Origin of the sequence: Burkholderia sp. SCN-KJ, assembly GCF_024656005.1 — a bacterium.
Taxonomy (GTDB): Bacteria; Pseudomonadota; Gammaproteobacteria; order Burkholderiales; family Burkholderiaceae; genus Burkholderia.
Genome location: NZ_JANKOG010000001.1, coordinates 123486 through 148516, shown reverse-complemented (window position 1 = coordinate 148516; position 25031 = coordinate 123486). Strand labels below are relative to the sequence as shown.

General features: G+C 68.2%; 26 protein-coding genes and 2 tRNA genes. 9 read left to right on the top strand and 19 right to left on the bottom strand.

Going from position 1 to position 25031, the window contains the following annotated elements:
* Positions 1–15 precede the first annotated feature (15 nt).
* Positions 16–957, bottom strand: a complete 942-nt coding sequence (rsgA, locus tag NQV17_RS00670; RefSeq protein ID WP_040143718.1) for a ribosome small subunit-dependent GTPase A — start codon at positions 955–957, stop codon at positions 16–18.
* On the bottom strand, positions 954–2213 hold the full coding sequence (locus NQV17_RS00665) for a M48 family metallopeptidase (protein WP_257767895.1): 1260 nt from the start codon (positions 2211–2213) through the stop codon (positions 954–956). The genes rsgA and NQV17_RS00665 overlap by 4 nt, the downstream gene beginning before the upstream one ends.
* A gap of 117 nt (positions 2214–2330) precedes the next feature.
* On the opposite strand from NQV17_RS00665, the gene orn reads away from it, so the two are divergent.
* A complete protein-coding gene (orn, locus tag NQV17_RS00660; RefSeq protein WP_044844810.1) occupies positions 2331–2951 on the top strand; it encodes an oligoribonuclease in 621 nt (206 codons plus the stop codon).
* Positions 2952–2967: 16 nt separating this feature from the next.
* Here orn and mog read toward each other — a convergent pair whose 3' ends face one another.
* Both mog and yjgA read right to left on the bottom strand, forming a co-directional pair.
* Positions 2968–3591 (bottom strand): molybdopterin adenylyltransferase, encoded by a 624-nt coding sequence (gene mog / locus NQV17_RS00655; RefSeq protein WP_257767893.1) that lies wholly within the window; start codon positions 3589–3591, stop codon positions 2968–2970.
* Positions 3575–4180, bottom strand: coding sequence for a ribosome biogenesis factor YjgA (yjgA, locus tag NQV17_RS00650; protein WP_308234895.1), 606 nt, complete (start codon positions 4178–4180; stop codon positions 3575–3577). Before yjgA ends, mog begins: the two co-directional genes overlap by 17 nt.
* 128 nt (positions 4181–4308) lie before the next feature.
* On the opposite strand from yjgA, the gene pmbA reads away from it, so the two are divergent.
* Positions 4309–5679 (top strand): metalloprotease PmbA, encoded by a 1371-nt coding sequence (gene pmbA, locus NQV17_RS00645; protein ID WP_257767889.1) that lies wholly within the window; start codon positions 4309–4311, stop codon positions 5677–5679.
* 83 nt (positions 5680–5762) lie between these two features.
* On the opposite strand, the gene NQV17_RS00640 is transcribed toward pmbA, so the two are convergent.
* On the bottom strand, positions 5763–6263 hold the full coding sequence (locus tag NQV17_RS00640) for a dihydrofolate reductase (protein ID WP_257767886.1): 501 nt from the start codon (positions 6261–6263) through the stop codon (positions 5763–5765).
* Between the two features lie 255 nt (positions 6264–6518).
* Positions 6519–6812: a hypothetical protein gene (locus NQV17_RS00635; protein ID WP_257767884.1), complete on the bottom strand. Its 294-nt coding sequence runs from the start codon at positions 6810–6812 to the stop codon at positions 6519–6521.
* Between the two features lie 534 nt (positions 6813–7346).
* Between NQV17_RS00635 and NQV17_RS00630 the strand changes: the two genes are divergently transcribed.
* Both NQV17_RS00630 and NQV17_RS00625 read left to right on the top strand, forming a co-directional pair.
* A complete protein-coding gene (locus NQV17_RS00630) occupies positions 7347–8744 on the top strand; it encodes a sigma-54 dependent transcriptional regulator (RefSeq protein WP_044844805.1) in 1398 nt (465 codons plus the stop codon).
* Positions 8745–8786: 42 nt separating this feature from the next.
* Positions 8787–9758 carry a thymidylate synthase gene (locus NQV17_RS00625; RefSeq protein WP_257767882.1) on the top strand — a complete coding sequence of 324 codons (972 nt, stop codon included), beginning with the start codon at positions 8787–8789 and terminating at the stop codon, positions 9756–9758.
* Between the two features lie 103 nt (positions 9759–9861).
* Here NQV17_RS00625 and NQV17_RS00620 read toward each other — a convergent pair whose 3' ends face one another.
* Positions 9862–12399, bottom strand: a complete 2538-nt coding sequence (locus tag NQV17_RS00620; RefSeq protein ID WP_257767880.1) for a DUF6600 domain-containing protein — start codon at positions 12397–12399, stop codon at positions 9862–9864.
* 162 nt (positions 12400–12561) lie between these two features.
* On the bottom strand, positions 12562–13269 hold the full coding sequence (locus tag NQV17_RS00615; RefSeq protein ID WP_257767878.1) for a helix-turn-helix transcriptional regulator: 708 nt from the start codon (positions 13267–13269) through the stop codon (positions 12562–12564).
* Positions 13270–13447: 178 nt separating this feature from the next.
* Between NQV17_RS00615 and NQV17_RS00610 the strand changes: the two genes are divergently transcribed.
* Positions 13448–13588, top strand: coding sequence for a hypothetical protein (locus tag NQV17_RS00610; RefSeq protein ID WP_185500387.1), 141 nt, complete (start codon positions 13448–13450; stop codon positions 13586–13588).
* Between the two features lie 136 nt (positions 13589–13724).
* Positions 13725–14237 carry an acyl-CoA thioesterase gene (locus tag NQV17_RS00605; RefSeq protein WP_014897688.1) on the top strand — a complete coding sequence of 171 codons (513 nt, stop codon included), beginning with the start codon at positions 13725–13727 and terminating at the stop codon, positions 14235–14237.
* A 57-nt stretch (positions 14238–14294) separates the two neighbouring features.
* Here the strand turns inward: NQV17_RS00605 and fumC are convergent, their stop codons facing one another.
* The 3 genes from fumC to NQV17_RS00590 form a co-directional block, all read right to left on the bottom strand.
* The gene (fumC, locus tag NQV17_RS00600) at positions 14295–15689 is read right to left on the bottom strand and encodes a class II fumarate hydratase (RefSeq protein WP_257767873.1); all 1395 of its coding nucleotides are present in this window, start codon (positions 15687–15689) and stop codon (positions 14295–14297) included.
* A 144-nt stretch (positions 15690–15833) separates the two neighbouring features.
* Entirely contained in the window at positions 15834–17222 is a 1389-nt protein-coding gene (norM, locus tag NQV17_RS00595; RefSeq protein WP_257767862.1) for a multidrug efflux MATE transporter NorM, read from the bottom strand.
* A gap of 129 nt (positions 17223–17351) precedes the next feature.
* The gene (locus NQV17_RS00590) at positions 17352–17570 is read right to left on the bottom strand and encodes an RNA-binding S4 domain-containing protein (RefSeq protein ID WP_006753074.1); all 219 of its coding nucleotides are present in this window, start codon (positions 17568–17570) and stop codon (positions 17352–17354) included.
* 280 nt (positions 17571–17850) lie between these two features.
* Between NQV17_RS00590 and NQV17_RS00585 the strand changes: the two genes are divergently transcribed.
* Positions 17851–18255 carry a hypothetical protein gene (locus tag NQV17_RS00585; RefSeq protein WP_257767860.1) on the top strand — a complete coding sequence of 135 codons (405 nt, stop codon included), beginning with the start codon at positions 17851–17853 and terminating at the stop codon, positions 18253–18255.
* 117 nt (positions 18256–18372) lie between these two features.
* Here the strand turns inward: NQV17_RS00585 and NQV17_RS00580 are convergent, their stop codons facing one another.
* The 8 genes from NQV17_RS00580 to fdxA form a co-directional block, all read right to left on the bottom strand.
* Positions 18373–19149, bottom strand: a complete 777-nt coding sequence (locus NQV17_RS00580; protein WP_257767858.1) for a DUF4088 domain-containing protein — start codon at positions 19147–19149, stop codon at positions 18373–18375.
* A gap of 159 nt (positions 19150–19308) precedes the next feature.
* Complete coding sequence (locus NQV17_RS00575) at positions 19309–19647, bottom strand: AzlD domain-containing protein (RefSeq protein ID WP_044844796.1); 339 nt, start codon at positions 19645–19647, stop codon at positions 19309–19311.
* Positions 19644–20417 carry an AzlC family ABC transporter permease gene (locus tag NQV17_RS00570; RefSeq protein WP_044844795.1) on the bottom strand — a complete coding sequence of 258 codons (774 nt, stop codon included), beginning with the start codon at positions 20415–20417 and terminating at the stop codon, positions 19644–19646. The genes NQV17_RS00575 and NQV17_RS00570 overlap by 4 nt, the downstream gene beginning before the upstream one ends.
* Before the next feature lie 117 nt (positions 20418–20534).
* The gene (locus NQV17_RS00565) at positions 20535–21440 is read right to left on the bottom strand and encodes an AraC family transcriptional regulator (protein WP_257767854.1); all 906 of its coding nucleotides are present in this window, start codon (positions 21438–21440) and stop codon (positions 20535–20537) included.
* Between the two features lie 61 nt (positions 21441–21501).
* Entirely contained in the window at positions 21502–21987 is a 486-nt protein-coding gene (locus tag NQV17_RS00560) for a CreA family protein (protein WP_044844793.1), read from the bottom strand.
* Positions 21988–22094: 107 nt separating this feature from the next.
* A tRNA-Asn gene (locus NQV17_RS00555) sits at positions 22095–22170 on the bottom strand.
* 74 nt (positions 22171–22244) lie between these two features.
* Positions 22245–22320: transfer RNA gene (locus NQV17_RS00550), tRNA-Asn, on the bottom strand.
* Positions 22321–22425: 105 nt separating this feature from the next.
* Entirely contained in the window at positions 22426–22749 is a 324-nt protein-coding gene (fdxA, locus tag NQV17_RS00545) for a ferredoxin FdxA (protein ID WP_011351384.1), read from the bottom strand.
* Between the two features lie 283 nt (positions 22750–23032).
* Between fdxA and pncB the strand changes: the two genes are divergently transcribed.
* Both pncB and NQV17_RS00535 read left to right on the top strand, forming a co-directional pair.
* Entirely contained in the window at positions 23033–24229 is a 1197-nt protein-coding gene (gene pncB, locus NQV17_RS00540; RefSeq protein ID WP_257767851.1) for a nicotinate phosphoribosyltransferase, read from the top strand.
* An 89-nt stretch (positions 24230–24318) separates the two neighbouring features.
* Positions 24319–24981, top strand: coding sequence for a lactate utilization protein C (locus NQV17_RS00535; protein WP_257767849.1), 663 nt, complete (start codon positions 24319–24321; stop codon positions 24979–24981).
* The last annotated feature ends 50 nt before the right edge of the window (positions 24982–25031 follow it).

The window sequence follows — 25031 nt, the reverse complement described above, 5'->3', positions numbered from 1 at the left end:
CTGCCCGCCGCGCGGTCAGCGGACGATCTGGCTTGCCTCGTGCACGAGCTGCGCGTAAAGCGCGTGCCGCGACGGTGCAATGCGGCCGTCGGCGACGGCCTCGAGAATCGCGCAGCCCGGCTCGTGCAGATGATGGCAATTATAGAAACGGCAGTCCGCGAGCAGCGGGCGGAATTCCGGGAATGCGCGCTCGAGACGGCCTTCCGTCAGGTGGTAGAGGCCGAATTCCTGGAAACCCGGCGAATCGATCAGCGCGCCACCGCCGTCGAGCGGGTAGAGGCGCGTGAACGTCGTCGTGTGGCGGCCGCTGTTGAGCGCGGCCGAGATTTCGCGAGTTGCGGCCTCGGCATCGGGCACGAGCAGGTTCACGAGCGTCGACTTGCCCATTCCGGACTGGCCGAGCAGGATGGTCGAATGGCCGGCCAGATGCGGCATCAGCTGCGCACGCGCATCGTCGGGCGCGCCCTTCACCGACAGCTCGAGCACGTCGTAGCCGAGCGCGCGATAGGGCGCGAGGCGCTCGCGGGCGACCGGCAGCGCGGCCTCGACGTCGATCTTGTTCAGCACGACGAGCGGCTTCAGTTCGTTCGCTTCGGCCGCGATCAGTGCGCGACCGAGCAGATCCTCGCTGAAATAGGGCTCGGTCGCGAGCACGATCAGCAGCTGGTCGAGGTTGGCCGCGAACAGCTTCGACTTGAACTGGTCGGAGCGGTACAGCAGGTTGCGCCGCTCGCCGATCTCGACGATCACGCCCTGGTCGGCCGACGCCTGCTCGTACACGACGCGGTCGCCGACCGCGATCTCGCTTTTCTTGCCGCGCGGGAAGCACTGCAGCATCGGGCCGCCGTCGTCGGGCGCGACGATGTAGTGGCGGCCGTGCGCCGCGATCACGCGGCCTTCGACACGCGGCGCGCCCGACGCGCGCGGGGCCGGCTTGCGGGAGGTCGGCCGGCTCATGCGTGCTGCATCAGGCGGTCGATCCGCTGCGACGCGGGCGGATGCGAGTAGTAGAAGGCCGTGTAGACGGGGTCCGGCGTGAGCGTCGACGCGTTGTCCTCATAAAGCTTCACGAGCGCGCTGACGAGATCCTGCGCATCGGTCTGGCTGGCCGCGAACGCGTCGGCCTCGAATTCGTGCTTGCGCGACGTCAGGCTGCTGAACGGCGTTGCAAAGAACAGGAACACGGGGATCGCGAGGAAGAACAGCACGAGCGCGGCGCCCGCGTTGCTCGTGTCGAGCGACGGCGTGACGCCAAGGCCCGTATAGAACCAGGTGCGCTGCGCGAGCCAGCCGAGCAGCGCGAGCGGCACGAGGCTCAGCACGAACGACACGAGCATCCGCTTCATCACGTGGCGGCGCTTGAAGTGGCCGAGCTCGTGGGCAAGCACGGCCTCGATTTCCTGGCCCGTCAGCCGCGCGAGCAGCGTGTCGAAGAACACGATCCGCTTCGATGCGCCGAAGCCCGTGAAGTACGCGTTGCCGTGCGCGGAACGGCGGCTGCCGTCCATCACGAACAGGCCCTTCGCCGCGAAGCCGCACCGTTTCATCAGCAACTCGATGCGCGTGCGCAGCGCTTCGTCCTTCAGCGGTTCGAACTTGTTGAAGATCGGTGCGATGAAGGTCGGATAGATCAGCAGCACGAGCATCTGGAACGCGACCCAGACGATCCAGGTCCACAGCCACCACAGGCTGCCGGCCTGGTTCATCAGCCACAGCACGACGAACAGCAGCGGCAGGCCGAGCACGGCGCCGAGCAGCGTGTTCTTCAGCATGTCGGTGAAGAACAGGCGCTGGGTCATCCGGTTGAAGCCGAACCGCTGCTCGATCCCGAACTGGCGGTAATACTCGAACGGCACGTCGATCACGCTCGTGATCGCGAGCACGGCGGCGACGAGCGCGACCTGCTGCCCGTAGCCGCGGCCGAACCAGCCCGTCAGCAGCGTGTCGAGGGCGCCGACGCCACCCAGCAGCGTGAGGCCGACCAGCACGGCCGCGCTGACGACGATCTCGAACATCGCCAGCCGGGTGCGCTCGACCGTGTAGTCGGCCGCACGCTGATGGGCGGTCAATGGAATGGTGGCGCTGAACTGCGCGGGCACGCTGTTGCGATGTGCGGCGACGAAGCGGATCTGCCGCGACGCGAGCCACAGCTTGGTGACGACCATCGCGAGCACGGCGATCGCGAACAGCAGGGTGAACGAAAAGGGTGACATCGAAGGCGCCAAAGGGTTCTATGCGAGAATTATATGTTCTTGCGGACCGGGCCCGCTCACGCGATGCCGGCCGCCCGGGCGGCGCCATGCGCCGTCCGCCATTTTCCAGGATGACTCATGACCGATACCGCCGCTTCCGCCAGCCAGCCCGCGCTCGTGCGCAACGAGTTGAACCTCGTCTGGCTCGACATGGAGATGACCGGCCTCGACCCGGATAACGACCGCATCATCGAAATCGCGGTCGTCGTGACCAACTCCACGCTCGACATCGCGGTGGAAGGCCCCGTGTTCGCGATCCACCAGAGCGACGAAACGCTCGCGAAGATGGACGACTGGAACAAGTCGACGCACGGCCGTTCGGGGCTGATCGACCGCGTGCGCGCGTCGACCGTGACCGAGGCGGACGCCGCCGCGCAGTTGCAGGCGTTCCTCTCGCAGTACGTGTCGCCCGGCAAGTCGCCGATGTGCGGCAACTCGATCTGCCAGGATCGCCGCTTCATGGCGCGCTGGATGCCGGAATTCGAACGATTCTTCCACTACCGCAACCTGGACGTCAGCACGCTCAAGGAGCTGTGCCGCCGCTGGCAGCCGGCGATCTACAAGGGCTTCCAGAAGCGTGCGATGCACACGGCGCTCGCGGACATCCACGAGTCGATCGACGAACTGAAGTACTACCGCGAGCATTTCCTGATTCCGGCCGCGTCTGCGCCGGCAGGCGAGTCCGCGCCGGCCGCCTGAGCGGGCCGGCACGCTTTCAGCGTGGCGCGCGCTGCGCGCTCTTCGGCCGGAACGCCGCGACCACCGCGGCGTCGGTCTCGATGTACGGGCCGCCGATCAGGTCGATGCAGTAGGGCACTGCCGCGAAGATGCCGGGCACGGTCGACTTGCCGTCGGCGTCGCGCAGCCCTTCGAGCGTTTCCCGGATCGACTTCGGCTGGCCGGGCAGGTTGATGATCAGCGCCGCGTGGTCGGCCTGGGCTGTTTCGCGAATCACCGCGACCTGCCGCGACAGGATCGCGGTCGGCACGAAATTCAGGCTGATCTGCCGCATCTGTTCGCCGAATCCCGGCATTTCCTTCGTCGCCACGGCCAGCGTGGCTTCCGGCGTCACGTCGCGCCGCGCGGGGCCGGTGCCGCCCGTCGTCAGCACCAGATCGCAGCCGGCGACGTCGACGAGTTCGGCCAGCGTGGCGGAGATCGTCGGCGCGTCGTCCTGGATCAGCCGGGTTTCGGCGCGCCATGGCGAGCGCAGCGCGCCGGCGAGCCATTCCTGCAGTGCCGGGATGCCCTTGTCCTCGTAGACGCCCGTGCTGGCGCGGTCGCTGATCGACACGAGGCCGACCACGAGTTCGTCCGGGTGGTTACGCTTCGTCGTCATGGTCGTCTCCGGCGTCGTCCGGCGCTTCGTCTGCCTCCGCCTCGTCGGTACCGCTCGCGGTCTTGATCCACTGGAACAGCTCGCGGAAATAGCGCGGCGGCTTGCCTTGCTGCGCTTCCTTGCGCGCGTTGCGGATCAGCGTGCGGCCTTCCTGGATGTCGGCTTCGGGGTGCTGGCGGAGGAACGCGGTCAGCGCGTCGTCGTTCGCGAGCAGCTGTTCGCGCGTGCGCTCGATCCAGTGCAGGCGGGCGGTCGCGGCCTTGTTCACGCCGCGCTGGGCGTCGAGCGCGGTGCGCAGCGCGGCCGTTTCGTCGTCGGTCAGCGAGCGCATCACGCGGCCGACGTACTGGAGCTGGCGGCGCTTGCCTTCGTGGTCGGTGATCCGGCGTGCCTCGCGCACGGCGTCCGCGAGGTCCTCGGGCATCGGCATGCGCTTGAGCGCGTCCTTCGGCAGGTCGACCAGGGCCTGGCCGAGCTCCTGCAGCGCGTGCATCTCGCGTTTCAACTGGGATTTGCTGGGGCGATCGTAGCCATTGCCGGCGTCGTCGTCGGCGTGCTCGATCGGCTGGATTCGGGTTTTGCGTGTCATGGGCGGCATTGTATCGCGGCGCGGACGCCCCAAGCTTGTCGGTATATGGCCCCGGACCTTGCTATGATCGCGGGATACGCAACATTTTGACCATGCGGGCGGATCGCCCGCCACCGGATAACACGACGATGGCAGCCAATCTCGACGTACAAGCGCGCTATTTCCCGCACACGCAGGACCAGCTCAAAGAAATTGCCTCGGACATCCTTCGCCATGCGAAGGCGCTCGGCGCGACGGACGCCGCGACCGAAATCTCCGAAGGCGACGGCCTGTCGGTGTCGGTACGCCGCGGCGAGGTCGAGACGATCGAACACAACCGCGACAAGATGGTCGGCGTGACGGTGTTCATCGGCAAGAAGCGCGGCAACGCGAGCACGTCGGACTTCTCGCCGGCCGCGATCAAGGATACCGTCGCCGCCGCGTACAACATCGCGCGCTTCACGGCCGAGGACGACGCGGCCGGCCTCGCCGAGGCCGAACTGCTCGAAACCGACCCGCGCGACCTCGACCTCTATCACCCGTGGGCGCTGACGGCCGACGAGGCCGTCGAGCTCGCCCGCCGCGCGGAAGACGCCGCGTTCGCGGTCAGCCCGCAGATCCGCAACTCGGAAGGCGCGAGCGTGTCGGCGCAGCATTCGCAGTTCGTGCTCGCGACGTCGCGCGGTTTCCTCGCCGGCTACCCGTACTCGCGCCACTACATCGCGTGCGCGCCGATCGCCGGCACCGGCCGCCACATGCAGCGCGACGACTGGTATTCGTCGAAGCGCAGCGCGGTCGATCTCGCGGCGCCGGAAGCCGTCGGGTGCTATGCGGCCGAGCGTGCGCTGGCGCGGATGGGCGCGCGCCGTCTCGACACCCGCAAGGTGCCCGTGCTGTTCGAGGCACCGCTCGCGGCCGGCCTGCTCGGCGCATTCGTGCAGGCCGTCAGCGGCGGCGCGCTGTACCGCAAGACGTCGTTCCTCGTCGACAGCCTCGGCAAGCCGGTGTTCGCACCGCACGTGCAGGTCGTCGAGGATCCGCACGTGCCGCGCGCGATGGGCAGCGCGCCGTTCGACGAGGAAGGCGTGCGCACGCGTGCGCGCAGCGTCGTCAACGACGGTGTCGTCGAAGGCTACTTCCTGTCGACCTATTCGGCACGCAAGCTCGGCACGCAGACGACCGGCAACGCGGGCGGCTCGCACAACCTCGCGCTGCGCAGCTCGAACACGCAGCCGGGCGACGATTTCGACGCGATGCTGAAGAAGCTCGGCACGGGCCTGCTGCTGACCGAGCTGATGGGGCAGGGCGTGAACTACGTGACCGGCGACTATTCGCGCGGCGCGGCCGGCTTCTGGGTCGAGAACGGCGTGATCCAGTATCCGGTCGAGGAAATCACCGTCGCGAGCACGCTGCAGGAGATGTTCCGGCATATCGTCGCGATCGGCGCGGATTCGATCGTGCGCGGTACGAAGGAAACGGGCTCGGTGCTGATCGAGCAGATGACGATCGCCGGGCAGTAAGCGGCGCGGCATCGGCCGCCTGGAAAAGAAAAGCCCGACCGGCGTTCATGAGCCGGTCGGGCTTTTTTGTCGCGTGCCGCGTGTCAGCCGCGCTTGCGCTCGTACACGACGAACGCATAGCCGAACGTGTTGGGCGCGGCGGCCTGGTGCGGGTCGCGCGATACTTCGCGCCAGTGCGCGGGATCGGGCGCCGGGAACGACGCATCGCCGTCGAAGTCGGCATCGATCTCGGTGACGACCAGCTTGTCGGCGAGCGCGAGGCCTTCCGCATAGAGTTGTGCGCCACCGATCAGGAATGCTTCGGGCGCGCCGTCGCGCGCGGCGAGCGCGAGCGCATCGGCGAGCGACGTGACCGTGTCGCAGCCGTCGAAGCGGCGCGCTGCGTCGCGCGTGACGACGATATTGCGGCGGCCCGGCAAGGGCCGGCCGATCGACTCGTGGGTCTTGCGGCCCATCACGATCGGCGCGCCCATCGTCGTGCGCTTGAAGAACGCGAGGTCCTCGGGAAGTTTCCAAGGCAACTGGTTGTCGCGGCCGATGATGCCGTTGCGGGCGCGCGCGACGATCAGGGTCAACGTCGTCATGAAGGTCGGGGGAAGAGGAGAGCCGGAATGGCGCCGATTCTACCGGAATGGCGGCGCGCGATCGCGCCGGTGAGGATGCGCGGGCGTAGGTGCGGCGTTTGCTCCGTGATGTCCTGAATAAAAAGAGTGCCCGCCGGGGGACGGACACAAAAAACGGTTCGCGTCGCGAAGTCGACGCTGCAGGAAACGACCTGCGCCGTTCATTTTATTCTGCAATCCTAATCGATCAAGCGGCATGATGGAGTCGTGTGCGGATTATTGTTGCATGCGGTTCCCTGCGTGTCCTTCCATAGCATGCTGCACGTTGCGGGGGAGCGCCACAGGAATCGGTATCGGCAGCCGAACCGGCGGGACGAGCTCGTCCCACAGCGTCACCGATGACTTGTCTGACGAACGCGCTTGCGGCGCGGCGACAGGTACGACGCGGAAGCGGTGGTCCTGTTGCATGCGCGGCGCGTCATCGGCAAGCGGCATCGCGCGTTCGAGCCTCGTGCTTTCTTCCGAGCATGCCGGCATGAAATGGCAGGCGAGCGCGAATGCAATCGTCATCTGCACACAAGACGGCAAAAAAAATATTCGCATGGCCGCCTTCTCCCGATCCGTTACGCGTTCAGCGAAATGCATGCCATCGGGCGAGGCGCATTGCCGCGTCTGCGATTTGCGGGGAAGCGTCGTGACTTGCGATCGAAAACGCCGAGAAATGTTTCAGGCGTGAAACGAGGGGGCTCGGGAATACTGCGGATTCAATCGATACGCTTCAAGGATGAAAATTTGCGCGTGTGTCGATGCAGGTACGCGTCGCTGCGCGTTTCTATGTGCAGACGATTGATCAACGTCGACCACTGAGCGATTCGACCGTTCGCCCATCCGCGCTGCAATCCGTTATCGTATTCGGCGCCTATAACTAAGCTGTCTCGATCAAAAAAATAACTGGACGCGAGATGAGCGCCATCATGCGAGGCCTGTCGTCGCCGCGCATCGGCATGGCGAATCGAGCCGCTTCGGCTGACCCGGTTCGATCCTTTTGCACGCGACTTGGCGTGGTGCGGCAATCGTTAGACGGTTGATGAACGGGGTGAGCATATGGGAGCCGAGCAGCGGCATGTGATCTACTTCTCGCGCGAGCCGAACGACGCGTTGCGCGGGCATTTCGACGAATGCGGGTGGCGCGTCGATCTTGCGGAAAGCGCACGCGACGTGCGGCGTGTCGTGCAGCACGGCGTGGCAACGGCCGGCCTGCTCGATTTCTCGCCGGGTTTTCGGCCCGCGGATCTGCGCGAACTCGAAGCGTGTCTGAGCATCCAGCACATCGGCTGGATCGCGGCGACCCGGCGTGGCCAGTTGCAGGACGCGACGCTGCGGCATCTCATTCGTGACTATTGCTTCGACTACGTCACGATGCCGTACGAGGCGGCGCGCATCGTCGAGACCATCGGCCACGCGCACGGCATGATCGCGCTGACCGAGCCGGTAGCCGCACCCGTCGGCGCCGGACGCGCCGAAGGCGAGATGGTCGGCACCTGCGACGCGATACTCGGGCTGTTCAGGACGATCCGGCGCGTCGCGACGACCGATGCGCCGGTGTTCATCTCCGGCGAATCGGGTACCGGCAAGGAACTGACGGCCGTGGCGATCCACGAGCGCTCGGCGCGCGCGCAAGCGCCGTTCGTCGCGATCAACTGCGGTGCGATTCCGTCGACGCTGCTCCAGGCCGAACTGTTCGGCTATGAGCGCGGCGCGTTTACGGGCGCGAACCAGCGCAAGATCGGCAGGGTCGAGGCCGCGAACGGCGGCACGCTGTTTCTCGACGAGATCGGCGACCTGCCGCTCGAGAGCCAGGCGAGCCTGCTGCGGTTCCTGCAGGAAGGCAAGATCGAACGGCTCGGCGCGCATGTCTCGGTGCCGGTCGACGTGCGCGTGATCTGCGCGACGCACGTGGACATGGAAGCGGCGCTGCGCGAAGGGCGGTTCCGCGAGGACCTGTTTCATCGGCTGTGCGTGTTGAAGATCGAGGAGCCGCCGCTGCGCGCGCGCGGCAAGGATATCGAACTGCTGGCGCGCCACATGCTCGAGCGTTTCAAGGGGGATGCGCATCGCCGCCTGCGCGGCTTCTCGCCGGACGCGATCGCCGCGCTGTACGGCTATTCGTGGCCGGGCAACGTGCGCGAGCTGATCAATCGCGTGCGCCGGGCGATCGTGATGTCGGAGGGCCGGATGATTACCGCGGCCGATCTCGAACTCAACGAATTCGCGGTACTGGCGCCCGTCTCGCTCACCGAGGCGCGCGAAGCGGCCGAACGGCAGGTGATCGAGCAGGCGCTGCTGCGTCACCGCGGCCGGTTTGCCGACGCGGCGCGCGAACTCGGCGTGTCGCGCGTCACGCTGTACCGGCTGATGTGCGCGCATGGCATGCGCGATCGCGGCGACCCGCTGGGCGGGTTTTCGGCGCCGTTGCCGGAGGTTCGGCATCACGCTTGCTAGAATTGGCGGGTAACGGTCGCCCTCGCGGCCGAAGGAACCCGCATGAAACAGTACCTCGACCTCGTTCGCACCATCCTCGATACCGGCACCTGGCAGGAGAACCGCACGGGCATCCGCACCATCAGCATGCCCGGTGCGATGCTGCGGTTCGACCTGCAGCAAGGTTTCCCGGCGGTCACGACCAAGAAGCTCGCGTTCAAGTCCGCGATCGGCGAACTGGTCGGTTTCCTGCGCGCATCGCGCAGCGCGGCCGATTTCCGCGCGCTCGGCTGCAAGGTGTGGGACGCGAACGCGAACGACAACGCGCAGTGGCTCGCGAACCCGTACCGCCAGGGCGTCGACGACCTGGGCGACGTGTACGGCGTGCAATGGCGCCAGTGGCCCGGCTACAAGGTGCTCGACGCGGGCGCCGAGGCGCAGATCGCCGACGCGACGCGCCGCGGTTTCCGGATCGTCACGCGTTTCGACGAGGACGAGGTGCCGAAGGTGCTGCTGTACAAGGCAATCGACCAGCTGCGCCAGTGTCTCGACACGATCATGGAGAACCCGGCCGACCGCCGCATCCTGTTTCATGCATGGAATCCGGCCGTACTTGACCAGATCGCGCTGCCCGCCTGCCATCTGCTGTACCAGTTCCTGCCGAACGTCACGAAGCGCGAGATTTCGCTGTGCCTGTACATCCGCAGCAACGATGTCGGGCTCGGCACGCCGTTCAACCTGACGGAAGGGGCCGCGCTGCTGTCGCTCGTCGGCCGGCTGACGGGCTACACGCCGCGCTGGTTCACGTACTTCATCGGTGATGCGCACATCTACGAGAACCAGCTCGACATGCTGCAGCAGCAGCTCACGCGCGAGCCGTACGACAGCCCGCGGCTCGAAATTGCCGAGCGCGTGCCGGACTACGCGAAGACCGGCGTTTATGCACCCGAATGGCTCGAGCAGATCGAGCCGTCGGATTTCTCGCTCGTCGGCTACCGTCACCATGAGCCGCTGACCGCGCCGATGGCGGTCTGAGCCCGGCCTGCGGCGGCGGCGGGTGACGCGACCCGCGCCAGGCAGCATGAAGAAGGCCCGACCGGCACCCGCCGGTCGGGCCTTGTCGTTTCAGCGGTCGCGGTTACTGGTGGCGCCGCTCGTCGTGGCCGCCGGGCGGCGGATTGCCCGGGTGCGGCGCCTCGACGTGCGGTGCCGGTTGCGGCCGCGGTTCCATGCGCGGCGCGGGCATGGACGGCCGCGGTTCCATGTGCGGCGCGGGCATCGACGGCCGCGGCTCCATGCGCGGGGCCTGCGGCTGCGGTCGCGGCATGTCATGCACGGCGGGCGCGGGCGGACGGTACTCGTTCACGTGCGCCGGCGCGACTTCGCGGCGCGGTGCCGGTTGCGCGAATTCGGGGCGCGGTTGCGGTGCCGGAGCGGTCCGCTCGGGCCGCGGCTGCGCATGCTGGGCCGGTGCCGCGAAATCGGGGCGCGGACGCTGCTGCGGAATCTGCGCGGTCATGTCGAGTCGCGGTTGCGGCAACGCGCGCGGCGTTTCCGGCCGATGGCCGGGCTGCGTACCGGGCGTGGCTTCCGGATGCGGGACCGGCGCCGCGCTGCGCACGGGCGGCAGCGCGTTCTGTCCCGCTGCGTGGAGTGCCGTCGGTGGCGTCGGGCGCTGACGCTCCATCGGCGTGTGCGGCTGCATCCACGCGGGCGCGGGCGCCGCGGCTGCATGCGTGTTGTCGCGCCCGGCCGGCCCGTTGGCGGCCGCCGGCGGATGCGGGACGCCATTTCCGGGACTCAGCGCCTGATGCGGAGCCGGATTGCCCGGCGCCTGCGGCATCGCACCGTTGGCGAAGCGCGGCGCATTGGGGGCTTCGCCGTTCGTGGGTCGTGCGCCGTTCGCCACGACCGGCATCGGCGCACCAGGCTGTGCGGCCTGGGCCGGTGCCGGCTGGCCGTCGCGTGGTGCGTGCGCCGGTTGCACGACGGGACCGTGCGGATTCACGAGCTGCACGTTGCGCATCGCCCACGCACCGGCTTTCGGGTTGCCCGGAACGCGGACCGGGCGCGCCTGATAGTCGGCCGGCACGCTCGTCCTCGCGACCGGTGCGCCTGCGCCCGGCACGTGCTGGCCCTGCCGTGCGAGATGCGCGGCCGCCTGGTCACGATAGGCGGCCGGCACGGCCGGATTGCGCGTCGCGACGAACGTGTGCTGTCCGAGCGCCGCCGGCGGACGGTAGCTGGCCGTGCGCAGTCCGCCGGTCAAGCTCTGGCGTACCGGCGCAATGCCGGGCGTGCCCGGCATCACGTGCGCGTTGCGCCACTGCTGCGGATCGACGCGTTGCGCGAAGTGCGCGACCGGCTGGCCGTGCACGAACGCGGACGCCGGCACGGCCGTGATCGCATGCGGCGCGCGGAAGTTCACGTACGTCTTGTTGATGTTCGTGATGTTGGTGATGTTCGTCACGTTCACGGTCTTGTTGACCGTCACGTTGTTGACCACGATGTTCCGGTTCACGCGATCGTAGTAATGCGGGCTCCAGCCGCCCCAGCCGGGATGCCAGGGTTCGCCCGGGCCGAGTGCGAACCATGCGCAGCCGGCCGCCGCGACGCCGCCCACCGTCAGCGCGACGCTCCAGTCGGGACCGCCGCCGCCGCCCACGAAGGCGACGAGCGCCGGCGCGTAGACGGGCGGCTGGCTGACGACCATCGGGCCGGGCACCCACGCCCAGCTGTCGTCGACATAGGCCCAGCGGCCGTAGTGATATGGCGCGAAGCCCCACGGCGCATCGTCGACCCAGGTCCAGCCCCACGGCGCCTGCCAGATCCAGTGACCGTCGTGATACGGCGCCCAGTCGGCGGGCGTGTCGTTCGGCACCCAGACCTCGCCGTAATTCGGGGTTTCGCGCCACGTGCCGTTCGCGTCGAGATCCTGGTAGCCGGGCACGTCGCGCGATACGTAGCGGGCCGACACCGAGCGCTGCTCGGCCGCATCGCGGCCGGCGGCCCACTGGTCGAGCGCATCGGGGGCCGGCGCGGCCGATTGCTGCGCGACCTGCAGGTCGGTGCCGGTGAATACGACCTGCTGTCCGGGCGACAGCGGATACTGCCCGTTGCTGCCGTAGACGGTCGCGCTGCCGCTGCGCACGGTGACCGTCGTGCTCGCGCCGTTCGGCGCGACGTCGACGCGATAGTCGCCCGGGCCCGAGATGCCGAGCGCGAGATTGGGCGTGTCGATTTCGTACGACCCGCCGGACGGCAGATCGCGCACGTGCGTCGATACGGTGCCGAGCCCGACCTTCAATTGCGTCGTGGTGTCGTCGAGGTTCAGCACCGACAGGCTCGTCGATTCGCCGAGTCGCACCGCGGTCGAGCCGATGTGCAGTTCCGAGCGCGCGCCGGCATCGTTCCACAACTGGTCGCCGGTCGTCAGCGGCCGATTCACGGCGGCGTACGACCACGTATCGGTGCCGGCGGGCTCCGTCGTCACGGCACCCGACTTGTAGTTGAGCCGGGCGACGCGGCTCGGCGGATCGCCGCCCGGCTGCCGGGCGGCGGCCGCATACGCGGCGGCCTCGGTCGTTTGCGCGAATGCGATGGGCACGGTCGCCAGCGCGGCGAACGCGAGCAGCGTGCAGCGGGCGGTTCGCTTGAGCGTGAACAGGGAAGCCATGATGAGCGTCTTCGTCGTTATCGCGGCGCGTCGATTCGTGCCGTTGAATTCACGATATCCGCTCGGCCTGTTTCAGTGCTCGGTGTTTTGTAAGTCGGATGGCACGCGATGTAACAAAACCTGTCCATCGCGCGCCGTTGTCGTCCCGTCGCAATGTACGCGTCAAGCGGACGTAAGCCAGTCGTCGAAAACCTGCTGTCCGGGCACGGTGACGCGCAGCACGCGCGGCCGCGCGGTGCGCTCGATCCAGCCGTGGGCGCAGAAGCTGTCGAGCAGTGCCGCGCCGAGCGCGCCGCCGAGATGGGGGCGGCGCTCGCTCCAGTCGAGGCAGCCGCATGCGAAGCGGCGGCGGCGCGTGCGCTGCTGCGCGACGTCGATGCCCCAGCGCGCGAGCGCTTGCGTGCCGAGCTCGGTGGCTTCGATCGCGTCGCCGTCCGCCTGCAGCCAGCCGCGTTCGGTGAGCCCGTCGAAGATGCGGACCGCGAGTTCGCCGGCCATGTGGTCGTAGCAGGTGCGCGCGTAGCGCAGTTCGGCCGGCACCGCGCGCGACGGCGGCGGCACCGGACGGTTCGGCGCGGCCGCGCGGGCCACGTTCGCGAGCGCCTCGAGCGACGCCGCGATGTCGGCCGACGCGAGCCGGTAGTAGCGGTGCCGGCCGCGCACGTCGAGCGCGAGCAGGCCGCCTTCGGTCAGGCGCGCGAGGTGCGCGCTCGCCGCGGACGGCGACAGCCCCGCGATCATCGTCAGTTCGCCGGCCGGCCGCGCGCTGCCGTCCATCAGCACCCATAGCATCGCGGCGCGCCCCGGATCGGCGATCAGGGCTCCGATCCGGCTCAGGCCCGGAAAGTGGTGGTCGTCTTGATCGGTCATCGTCGTGTCTCGTCGGGCGGAGTGACTGCAGTGTAGGTGCTGCGCACATTCTATGTTTCGTGTTCGGACGAAATGTCGGATGCGGCGGGGCGGTGCGCGACGCGCGGTCGCCGGCCGCGCACGCGTAGAATGGCCGGACGCGGCGGCAGTGGGCCGCCGGATGCGACACGATGCAACGATGAAGACGATTTTCTGCCTGTTGGCGGCCGCGTTCCTCTGCGCGGCCTGTGCGCAGGGCGGTGCGGGCGCCGCCGGCGAGCGGGGCGGCAGCCTCGAGATGTACGGGACGATCGATCAGGGCATCACGGTGCGCCGCTGACGGATGTCGATTGCCGGTGCCGATGCCGGTTCGGCGCACGGGGGCGGCCGGCCGTGCGGCGGGCACTGCGACGTGTTGCCGCAGTGCAACGTATAATGCGCCGAGTGCCGTACCCCCGCCGCCTGGAGCTACCACGATGTCCCAACCATCCCCCGTACCGGCCGCCCTCGACCGCACCGAAACCGTATTCCGCTTCCTCGCCGAGCCGTCGTCCGTGAACTTCGGCGGCAAGGTGCATGGCGGCGCGCTGATGAAGTGGATCGACGAGGTCGCGTATGCGTGCGCGGCGGTCTGGTCGAGCCGCTATTGCGTGACGGTCAGCGTCGGCAACATCCGCTTCCAGCGTCCGATCCTCGTCGGCAACCTGGTCGAGCTGAAGGCGCGCGTCGTCGCGACGGGCCGCACCAGCATGCACATCCATGTGTCCGTGCACGCCGGCGATCCGAAGGGCGGCGTGCTGCGCCAGACGACCGACTGCCTCGTCGTGTTCGTCGCGGTCGACGAGAACGGCAACCCGGTGCCGGTGCCGCCGTTCGTGCCCGAGACCGACGAGCAGAAGGTGCTCGCGAAGTATGCGGCCGACGTGCGCGCCGCGCTCGACAAGATCGTCGAGATGAAGCCCGAGGAAGTGGCGAAGGGCACCGTCTGACGACAACGGGCGCAGCGTTCGCGCCGCGCCCGTCGCATCATCGCGTCGCCCCCGCGATTACCGCGATCCGATCATTTCCTCGGGGCGCACCCACGCGTCGAATTCCGCCTCGGTCAGGTAGCCGAGCGCAAGCGCGGCGGCCTTCAGCGTCGTGCCTTCCTTGTGCGCCTTCTTCGCGATCTGCGCGGCCTTGTCGTAGCCGATATGCGGGTTGAGCGCCGTCACGAGCATCAGCGATTCGTTCAGCAGCAGATCGATGCGCGCGCGGTTCGGCTCGATGCCCGCCGCGCAGTGGTCGTTGAAGCTCTGCGCGCCGTCGGCGAGCAGCCGCACCGATTGCAGCACGTTGTGCGCGATCATCGGCCGGAACACGTTCAACTCGAAATTGCCGCTCGCGCCGCCGACGTTTACCGCGACGTCGTTGCCGAACACCTGGCAGCACAGCATCGTCACGGCTTCCGACTGCGTCGGGTTCACCTTGCCTGGCATGATCGAGCTGCCCGGCTCGTTTTCCGGAATCGACAGTTCGCCGAGCCCGCAGCGCGGCCCGCTCGCGAGCCAGCGGACGTCGTTGGCGATCTTCATCAGGCCGGCCGCGACCGTCTTCAGCGCGCCGTGCGCGAACACCAGCGCGTCGGCGGCCGCCATCACCTCGAACTTGCTCGGCGCGGTCACGAACGGCAGCGTCGTCAGCCGGCTGATCTCGTCGGCGACGCGCACCGCGAACTCCGGATGCGCGTTCAGCCCGGTGCCGACGGCAGTGCCGCCGAGCGCGAGTTCGTACAGGTGCGGCAGCGCCGATTCGACGTGCCGAATGCCCTGGTCGAGCTGCGCGACGTAACCGGAAAATTCCTGCCCGAGCGTGAGCGGCGTCGCGTCCTGCAGGTGCGTGCGGCCGATCTTCACGATATCGGCGAAGGCCTTCGACTTCGCGTCGAGCGTCGCGCGCAGCGTGCGCAGCGCGGGCAGCAGATGGTTGACGATCGCGTACGCGGCCGCGACGTGCATCGCGGTCGGGAACACGTCGTTCGACGACTGGCCGCGGTTCACGTCGTCGTTCGGGTGGACCTTGCGTGCTTCGCCGCGCTCGCCGCCGAGCAGTTCGCTCGCCCGGTTCGCGATCACCTCGTTGAGGTTCATGTTGGTCTGCGTGCCGGAGCCCGTCTGCCACACGGCGAGCGGGAATTCGCGCGGATGCTTGCCCGCGATGATCTCGTCGGCCGCGTCGATGATCGCGCGCGCCTTGTCGTCGGCCAGCACGCCGAGCGACTGGTTCACGGCGGCCGCGGCGCGCTTGACGATCGCGAGCGCGTGGATCAGCTCGGGCGACTGCTTCTCGGTCGAGATCCGGAAATTCTGCAGCGAGCGTTCCGTCTGCGCGCCCCAGAGCCGGTTGGCCGGCACGGCGATCTCGCCGAACGTGTCGCGTTCCATCCGAACTGCTTCGTTCATGATGCACTCCTCTTGGGAAGGGGAAAGGCCGCGCGTCGCGCGGCGTCTGGCGTATCGTGAGGCAGTCGCGCCGCTGGCGCGACGTGTTGGGTCTTCAGCCGACAAGCATAGCGCCGGCCGCGATTTTGCGTCGTGTCGTCGCGCTCAGCGCGTCGATGCGACGAGCGACGCGCTCTTCAGATGGAAGCGCCAGGCCATCAGCGCGGCGACGCTAGCGAGGCCGGCTGCGAGCCCCCACCACAGGCCGCGTGCGCCGAGGCCGGCATGGAATGCCAGCCAGTAACCGGTCGGGAAGCCGATGCCCCAATAGCCGAGGGTCGCCGCGAGCATCGGGATGCGCGTATCGCGCAGTCCGCGCAGCGCGCCCGAGCCGACGGTCTGCATGCCGTCGACGATCTGGAACACCGCGGCAATGCCGAGGAGCGACGCGGCCAGCGACACGGTCGCCGCGTTGGCCGGATCGTCGAGCTGGAGGTACAGGCCGACGATCGCATGCGGCACGACGATCAGCACGAGCCCCGATAGCGACATGAACGCGACGCCAAGGCCGAGCGCGACGAAGCCCGCATGCCGCGCGGCGACCGGCTGGCCGGCGCCGACCCAGTAGCCGACCCGCACGTTGGCGGCCTGGCCGATCGCGAGGGGCACCATGAACGCCACCGACGCGACGTTCAGTGCGATCTGGTGCGCGGCAAGCGACGTCGCGCCGAGCACGCCGATGGTCAGGCCCGTGGCGAGAAACAGCGTCGATTCGACCCCGTACGTGATCGCCACCGGCCAGCCGATGCCGATCAGCTCGCCCATCATCGGCAGTTTCGGGCGGGCGGCAGTCACGAAATGGCGGAACCGCTGGCGGCCGTGCAGCAGCCAGATCAGCGCGAGCGCGGTGAGCCAGATGGTGATGGTCGTCGCGACCGCCGAGCCGAGGAAGCCGAGCCGCGGCAAGCCGAAGGCGCCGTGGATCAGCCCGTAGTTCAGCACGCCGTTCACGCCGACGCCGCCGATCGACACCCACAGCAGCCGCCGTGCGGCGCCGATCGCCGGCAGGAAGGCGCGCATCAGCCCGACGCCGATCAGGCTGCCGAGCGCCGCGAACCGCAGGACGCCGGTGTACTCGCCGACGTGACGCGCGAGCGTGGGCGGCTCGTGGAACATCAGCAGGATCGGCTCGGACAGCGACAGCGCGACGATCGCCGGGATCGCGAGCAGCACGGACAGCACGAAGCCGGTCCAGTAGATGTGCGGCACGCGGTGTTCCGCCTGTGCGCCGCGCGCATGCGCGACGCTCACGCTGACCGACGACAGCACACCCTGCAGCACGGTCACGATGACGAAGAAGAAGTTCGCGCCGAGGCCGCCGGCCGCGAGCGAATCGGGGCCGAGCGAGCCGAGCAGCACCGTGTCGGTGACGCTCATCGCCATTTGGGAGAGTTGCGCGATCGCGAGCGGCGCGGCGAGGCGCGCGGTATCGGCGGCATGACTGGACAGCGACGGCGGCGCGGCGGCCGTCCGCGTAAGACCGGAATGCGACATGGAATGGGCGCTCGCGCGGGTGCGGGCCCGCGCTGTCTGTATTTATTTTGAGAGACGGCTAGCTTACGGCTTTATTCGAACGGTGTCGAACGCGCGCGCCGATGGCCATGTCACGGTGAGGGGGAACCGCTATGCGTCGTGAACCGCGATCCGCGTATCGCCGAACAGCACGACCTGGCCCGCGCGGATCTTGCAGGTCTTGCGCAGTTCGACCACGCCGTCGACTTTCACCGCGCCGGACGCGACGAACATCTTCGCGGTGCCGCCGCTGTCGGCGAGGCCGGTGATCTTGAGAAGGTTGTGCAGCTCGACGTATTCGCCGGTCAGCGTGAAATCCAGGTTGGGCATGACGAAGGAGGCGCGCGATGCGCGGGAGGAATCGCCCCGCATCATACGGCACCGCGGGCCGGCGCGCGAGTGCGGCCGCGCGCGCACATTTGCGCCCCGTAGTTGTTAAGGACTGTGAGCGATTCGTCAGCAAATGAAACGGTGGGTAACAGTCTGAGAGATTCGAGAACCGGCCGTGCCGCCCGCGGGTCTTTCATCGTACCTGCTGCGTGTCGCGGCAGGGGACGCGACGGAGCGTATCGATGCGCTCCGCGCCCACAACTTCTTGAGGAGGATAGTCATGTCCAAGATTCGTACGATGCTGATCGGTGCCGCGCTGACGGCGTTCGCCACTTCGGCCGCATTCGCGCAGACCGGCGTTGCGGCGCAAGGCACCGCAGGCGCCGGCGTGCAGACGCAGGCTCCGGCGGCGGGGGCAGACGCGGGTATGCAGGGTGGTGCCGGCGCGAACGCGTCGGGCAACGCGGTCGGCGGCGCGACCGATGCGGTTGGCGCGGCAGCCGACGGCGCGAAGGATACGGCGGCGTCGACGGTGCACTCGGCCAAGAAGCACGCGAAGCATGCGGCGAAGTCGGCCAAGCATCACGCCGGCTCGGCGAAGTCGAAGGTGGGCGACGAAGCGGTCGAAGGCAGTGCGTCGGCCGGCGTGCAGGGCGGTGCATCGGCCTCGGGCGCCGCGCAGTAAGCGGCACCCTGACGTCGCACGACGCTCGCCCCGGACGGCGCGTCGTGACGGCGATCGACCGGCGGCCCGGTTCGCTTCGCGCGAACCGGGCCGTTCTTCATGCGTGGACGCGGGCCGTCACGGCCGGCGCTGCTCCGGCCCCGGTCCGTGCGCCGGTCGTGCCGCGGACGGGGCAAATACGCTGCGCAGCCACGCTGCGAGCCGCGTGAATACGTCGTATGGCTCGTCGACGAAGATCTCGGGCTTCAGCAGCCGCAGGTATTCCATGATCTGCTGCGCTTCCTGTTTCTGGAACGAGCCGTGCGCGAGCCCGAGCCGCAGCAGGCCGCGCAGTTCGCCGAGCTTGTCGCGCGCGGCGCTGCCGACGCTCATCTCGCACGCGAGCTTCGCCTCGTAGACGCGCTGGCGCAACGATTCCGCGAGCCGCCACGCGGGCGTCTGCATCGATTCCTCGAGCGCCTGGATGTCGTGCACCGCGCTCTTGATCTGCGCCGCGAGCGGATCGACCAGCGACGCATCGCCCTGCGCTTCGGCGACGATCGCCTTGGCCCAGTCGCGGCACGCCTTTGCGAGCTCGTCGGGCGTCCATTCGGAGCGCGACGCGAAGCCGAAGCCGAATTCGCCGGCCTGCCGCATCAGGATCGCGACGACGTCCGGGAATTCCTTGTCGAGCGTGCGCTTCGCCCACGCGTACTGGCCGCCCTCGAGCATCCGCTGCACGGCGTGCTCGGTCAGCGGCACCATGTTGTCGAGCAGCTTGGCGCGCAGGAAATCCTCGAACGACGGCGTCGCGAACTGCGGGTCGAGTTTCAGCGACACGCGCACGAATGCGTCGTAGTCCTTGCGCAGGGACGCAAGCGTGTCGTCCTTGAGGGAAAGGGTGATCTGGCCCATGAATCGTCTCGATGGCGGCCCGCGCGGGCCGGCGGCCGACATCGCGCACCGGTGCGGGCGCGGCGTCGACGGACCGGTTCGCGCCGAGGCCGATGGCGGGTCTTCCCTTCCTATATCGGCGCGCCGGACGGAAACTTGAGCGCGGCCGGCGAGGTCCGCTCAGGCCGGCAGCCAGTGCGGCATCACGACCCCTTGCCAGAAGAAGAACACCGCGAGCCCGACCGCGATCGTCACGAGCGGCCGGCGTGTCGTCGCCGATACGAGCACGGCGGCGAGCGCGCCGACCAGCTGCGGATTGCGCCAGGTCAGCTCGGCCGTGCCGCCGTGCGGCGAGACGGTCATCGGCACGATGATCGCGGTCAGCACGGTGACGGGCACGAAGCCGAGCGCGGTCCGCACGAGCGGCGGGAAGGTCAGTCGCTCGCCGAACAGGAACAGCGTCGTCCGGATCGCATAGGTGATCACGGCCATCCCGAGGATCAGCAGCGCGTAGCTCACGATGCGGCCTCCGTGCGTGAAGCGGTGCGCGACCGCTCGTGCAGCAGCGTGAGCGCGACGCCGACCACGACGCCGGCGGCGACCGCGCCGAGCAGCCCGAGCTTGTACGGCCAGCCCTGCCAGAAGTACGCGAGCGTGCCGGCCGTCGCGGCGGCCGCCAGATAGCGCAGCGTGCCGAGCTGCGGGACGACGATCGCGATGAAGGTCGCCGCCATCGCGAAATCGAGGCCGAGCGACTGGAGGCCCGGGAAGGCCGCGCCGAAGCCGATGCCCGCGAGCGTCCAGACCTGCCAGTTCAGGTACATCGCGAGGCCCGAGCCGAAGAAGTAGTGCGGGCCGATCGCGCCGGGCGGGAAGTGCCGGTAGTGCGCGTAGGCGACCGCGAACACCTCGTCGGTCATCAGCGCGCCGAGCGTCGCGCGCCAGCGCAGCGGCAGGTGCGCGACGTACGGCGCGAGCGTCGCGCTGTACAGCAGGTGCCGCAGGTTCACGATCAGCGTCGTCGCGAGCACGACGACGAAGCTCGCGCTGCCCGCGATCAGGCCGAGCGCGATGAATTGCGCGGAGCCCGCGAACACCGCGAGCGACATCAGCGCGCCGTGCCATGCGGCGAGCGGGCCGCCGCCGACGAGCGTGCCGAAGATCACGCCGAACGGTGCCGCGCCGATCATCATCGGGATCGTGTCGCGTGCGCCGTCGAGCCATTCGTTGAGCGGGCGGCGAGGCGGGGGCGTAGGTGTGGGTGTAGGGTTCAAGGGGCGCGTCTCCATGAAATGGAGGATAGCGGGGCGATGCAGCGGCGGCTTGTATGTTCTTGCGCCCGTGCAGGTGCCGATGGCGCTGCGTGCGCGCCGGTTGCCGTTCGTCGTCGAATGCAGGGAAGGGCGTCAGCGCGCCTGCCAGCGTCCGGGCGACACGCCGAACATCCGTTTGAAGTGCCGCGTGAAGTGACTCTGGTCGACGAAGCCGCTGGCCGCGGCGACATCGGCGATCGGCACGCCCGCGCGCAACGGCGCAAGCGCGCGCTGCAGCCGCAGCTGGTTGCGCCACGCATGTGGCGGCATCCCGGTCGTGCGCGTGAACAGGCGCGCCGCGTGAAACGGCGACAGGCCGGCGGCCTGCGCGACGTCGTCGAGCGTGACCGTGCCCGTGAGATCGGCGGCGAGCCGTTCGCGCATCGCGTCGACGCGCGGTTCGTCGGCCGCGAGCGCCGCCGGTTGAAGCCGCGCGTCGGCATGGCGCGCGATCAGTGTCGACAGCGCATCGAGCATCGCCGTTTCGGCGGCGAGCGGATCGTAGACGCGCGGTGCCGCGGCGGCCGGATCATTGGCGGGCGGCTGCTCGTGGGGGTGGAACGGCGGCATGCGTTCGCTGCCGGCCTCCATCATCCGGTGGGCCAGCGCGAGCCGTGCCGCGAGATCGGTGTCGCGGATCACGTCGGACGGGAACCATGGCGCATCCTGCGGCCGCCCCGCGATCGCGCTCGCGAGCGCGCGAATGTAGTCGACCGGCACGTAGCTCACGCGATAGCACCAGCCTTCGTCGGCCGCGCGCGAGCCCGTGTGCACTTCGCCGGGATTGATCACGGGCACGGTGCCCGTTTCGGCGACATGGCCGCTACCGCGACAGGTGTAGCGCTCCGCACCCTCGAGGATCACGGGGATCGTGTACGCGTCGTGCCAGTGCGGCGCGAACGTATGGTCGCGATAGGTGGCCGTGAGCAGATCCGCGTCCGGCAGCAGCGGCGTGCGCCAGTAACGTGCGGAGTCCGGAAGAAGGCGGGGGGCGGACATGGTCGGGCGCGAGGGCGGTCGAATCGACAGTGTAGCGCTCGCGCGCCCGGCCGGCGCGGGCTTACTTGACCGGAATGGTCGTGCCGGCCGGCATCGGCACGGCGGTCACGGCGTTCTTCGGGCTGCCGCTGACGATGCGGTCGCTGTAGGTCAGGTAGACGAGCGTGTTGCGCTTCTTGTCGACCACGCGCACGACGTGCAGCGTCTTGAAGATGAACGACATCCGTTCGCTGAACACGTCGGTCTGCTGCTTGAGCGGCTCCTTGAAGCTGAGCGGGCCGACTTGCCGGCACGCGATCGACGCTTCGCTCGGATCCTCGGCGACGCCGAGCGTGCCCTTGATCCCGCCGGTGCGCGCCCGCGACACGTAGCAGGTGACGCCCGTCACGAGCGGATCGTCGTACGCTTCGACGACCACGCGGTCGGAGCCCGTCACGCGGAAATGGGTGTTGACGCTGCCGACTTCCTCCGCGTGCGCGAGCGGCGCGGTGGCAAAGGCGGAGAGCAGAAGGGCGAGCGACGCGGCGGAAAGGAGGCGGTGCTTCATCGACGGAACCGGATGCGAATGCGGGACAGAAACTCTAGCATGCGCGGCGGTGACCGGCGGGCGCCGGAAAAACAAAAGGCCCGTCGAATGACGGGCCTTTCGCTGTCTGGCTCCCCGACCTGGGCTCGAACCAGGGACCTACGGATTAACAGTCCGGCGCTCTACCGACTGAGCTATCGGGGAATAAATCGGTACATCTGCTTGCGTGTTCGGTAACCAACAAAAAACCCGTCCACTTTCAACGGGCCTTTGTTTTTTGGCTCCCCGACCTGGGCTCGAACCAGGGACCTACGGATTAACAGTCCGGCGCTCTACCGACTGAGCTATCGGGGAACAAACAACAACAGCAGAGAAACGAGATTGTATGGAGTGTTCGCTAACCTGTCAACACTTTTGATCGGCGGCGCACCAAAAAATTTTTGCAGCGCCGCTGCGCGATCAGCGCTCGAGCAGGTGCAGCTTGTCCTGCACGTCCTTCCACTCGTCCGCGTCGGCCGGTGCCGGCTTGGTCTTCGTGATCGACGGCCAGTCCTTCGCCAGCTCGGCGTTCAGCGCGGTGAACTGCTGCTGGTCGCCCGGAACGTCTTCTTCGGCATAGATCGCATTGGTCGGGCACTCGGCGACGCACACGGCGCAGTCGATGCACTCGTCCGGATCGATGGCGAGAAAGTTGGGACCTTCACGGAAGCAATCCACCGGGCACACATCCACGCAATCCGTGTATTTGCACTTGATGCAGCCTTCGGTCACAACGTGAGTCATTAAAACGCTCCTGCTTGGCGGTATATATGGGGTGGCGTGTGCGCCAAAAGCGGCATTGTAACTGAAGCGCAAAACCCGCATGGCGTGGTCGGCTTTCCGGCTTATATCGTTTCGTGATTAGTTTATGGGGCTGGCGGCGGGCGCGGCGCGTGCGGCCGCGCGCGCGGCGCGTCGGGCAGGGCGGTTTCACGATGGTCGGGCCCGCATTCGGGTAACATGGCCGACAGACCGGGCGGCGCGCGGTGCGCCGGGGCCCTGTCACGATATTGGCGGTGCCGTAAACATGATCATCACTTCGCTGCTCGACACGGATCTCTACAAGTTCACGATGATGCAGGTCGTCCTGCATCACTTTCCTGCCGCAAACGTCGAGTACCGGTTCCGGTGTCGCACGCCCGGCGTCGATCTCGTGCCGTACATCGACGAGATCCGCGACGAGGTGCGCGGCCTGTGTGCGCTGCGCTTCACCGACGACGAACTCGACTACCTGCGGCGCATGCGCTTCATCAAGAGCGACTTCGTCGACTTCCTCGCGCTGTTCCATCTGAACGAGAAGTACATCTCGATCACGCCTTCGCCGAAGGGCAACGGCGAGATCGACATCGTGATCGAAGGGCCGTGGCTGCACACGATCCTGTTCGAGATCCCGGTGCTCGCGATCGTCAACGAGGTCTATTTCCGCAACACGCAACGCGAGCCCGACTATCGCGAAGGCCGCGAGCGGCTCGGCGAGAAGATCAAGCTGCTCGGCGCGAAGCCCGAGTTCGCCGACTGCAAGATCGCCGACTACGGCACGCGCCGGCGCTTCTCGAAGGTCTGGCACGAAGAGGTCGCGCTGACGCTGCGCGACGGGCTCGGGCCGCAGTTCGCGGGCACGAGCAACGTGTTCTACGCGATGAAGCACGGCCTGACGCCGCTCGGCACGATGGCGCACGAATACCTGCAGGCCTGCCAGGCGCTCGGCCCGCGGCTGCGCGATTCGCAGACCTACGGCTTCGAGATGTGGGCGAAGGAGTATCGCGGCGACCTCGGGATCGCGCTGTCGGACGTCTATGGCATGGACGCGTTCCTGAACGACTTCGACATGTACTTCTGCAAGCTGTTCGATGGCGCGCGCCACGATTCGGGTGATCCGTTCGAGTGGGGCGAGCGCATGCTGCGCCACTACGAGGCGAACCGCTGCGATCCGCGTACCAAGGTGCTCGTGTTCTCGGACGCGCTCGACATCCCGAGGGTCATGCAGCTGTACGAACGGTTCCGCGGCCGCTGCAAGCTCGCGTTCGGCGTCGGCACCAACCTCACGAACGATCTCGGCTACGTGCCGCTGCAGATCGTGATCAAGATGGTCCGCTGCAACGGCCAGCCGGTCGCGAAGCTGTCGGATACGCCGGGCAAGAGCATGTGCGACGACAAGGCGTATCTCGCGTACCTGCGCCAGGTGTTCGGCATCGCGCAGCCGGCCGACGACGCCGCATCGTAGCAAGCGTCGGCCGTCCGGCGAGGTGCGTCGCGGCGGGGGCGGCCGGTATAATCCGACGGTATCGCACGCCAACGTCACGAGGACCGTTCATGGACACTTCCGCTGCCCGTCGCCAGATCCTCGCACGCATTCGCGCGGCGCAAGGACGCGCGCCCGAACCCGATGCAGCGGAGCGCGACGGCGTCGCCGACTATCTCGCCCGCCATCCCGAGGGGCCGCGCCCGCCGATGCCGGCCGACCTCGTCGCCGCATTCGTCGATGAAGCGGCGCGCCTGTCGACGACGGTCGACGAAGTCGCGACGCTGGCCGACGCGCCCGCCGCCGCTGCCCGCTATCTTTCCGCTCACGGCTTGCCGATGCAGGCCGTCGCATGGCGCACGCTGGCCGAGCTCGACTGGGCCGGCGCCGGCCTGTCGGTCGAATGCCGCAAGCCGCGCGACGGCGATCTCGTCGGCCTCACGGGGTGCTTTTGCGCCACCGCCGAAACGGGCTCGCTGGTGCTGCTGTCCGGCCCCGACACCTATTCATCGGCCGGGCTGCTGCCGGAAACCCACATCGCGATCGTGCCGGCGTCGCGGATCGTCGCGGGCCATGAAGACGCATTCGCGCTGATTCGCGCGGAGCGCGGCGAATTGCCGCGCGCGGTCAATTTCGTATCGGGCCCGTCGCGCACCGGCGATATCGAGCAGACCATCGTGCTCGGCGCACACGGCCCGTACCGCGTTCACGCGATCGTCGTGCGCGGTGCATGACGATCGCGTCCGATCGATCCTCACTCGACTCACTCGCACAAGGAAGTTCT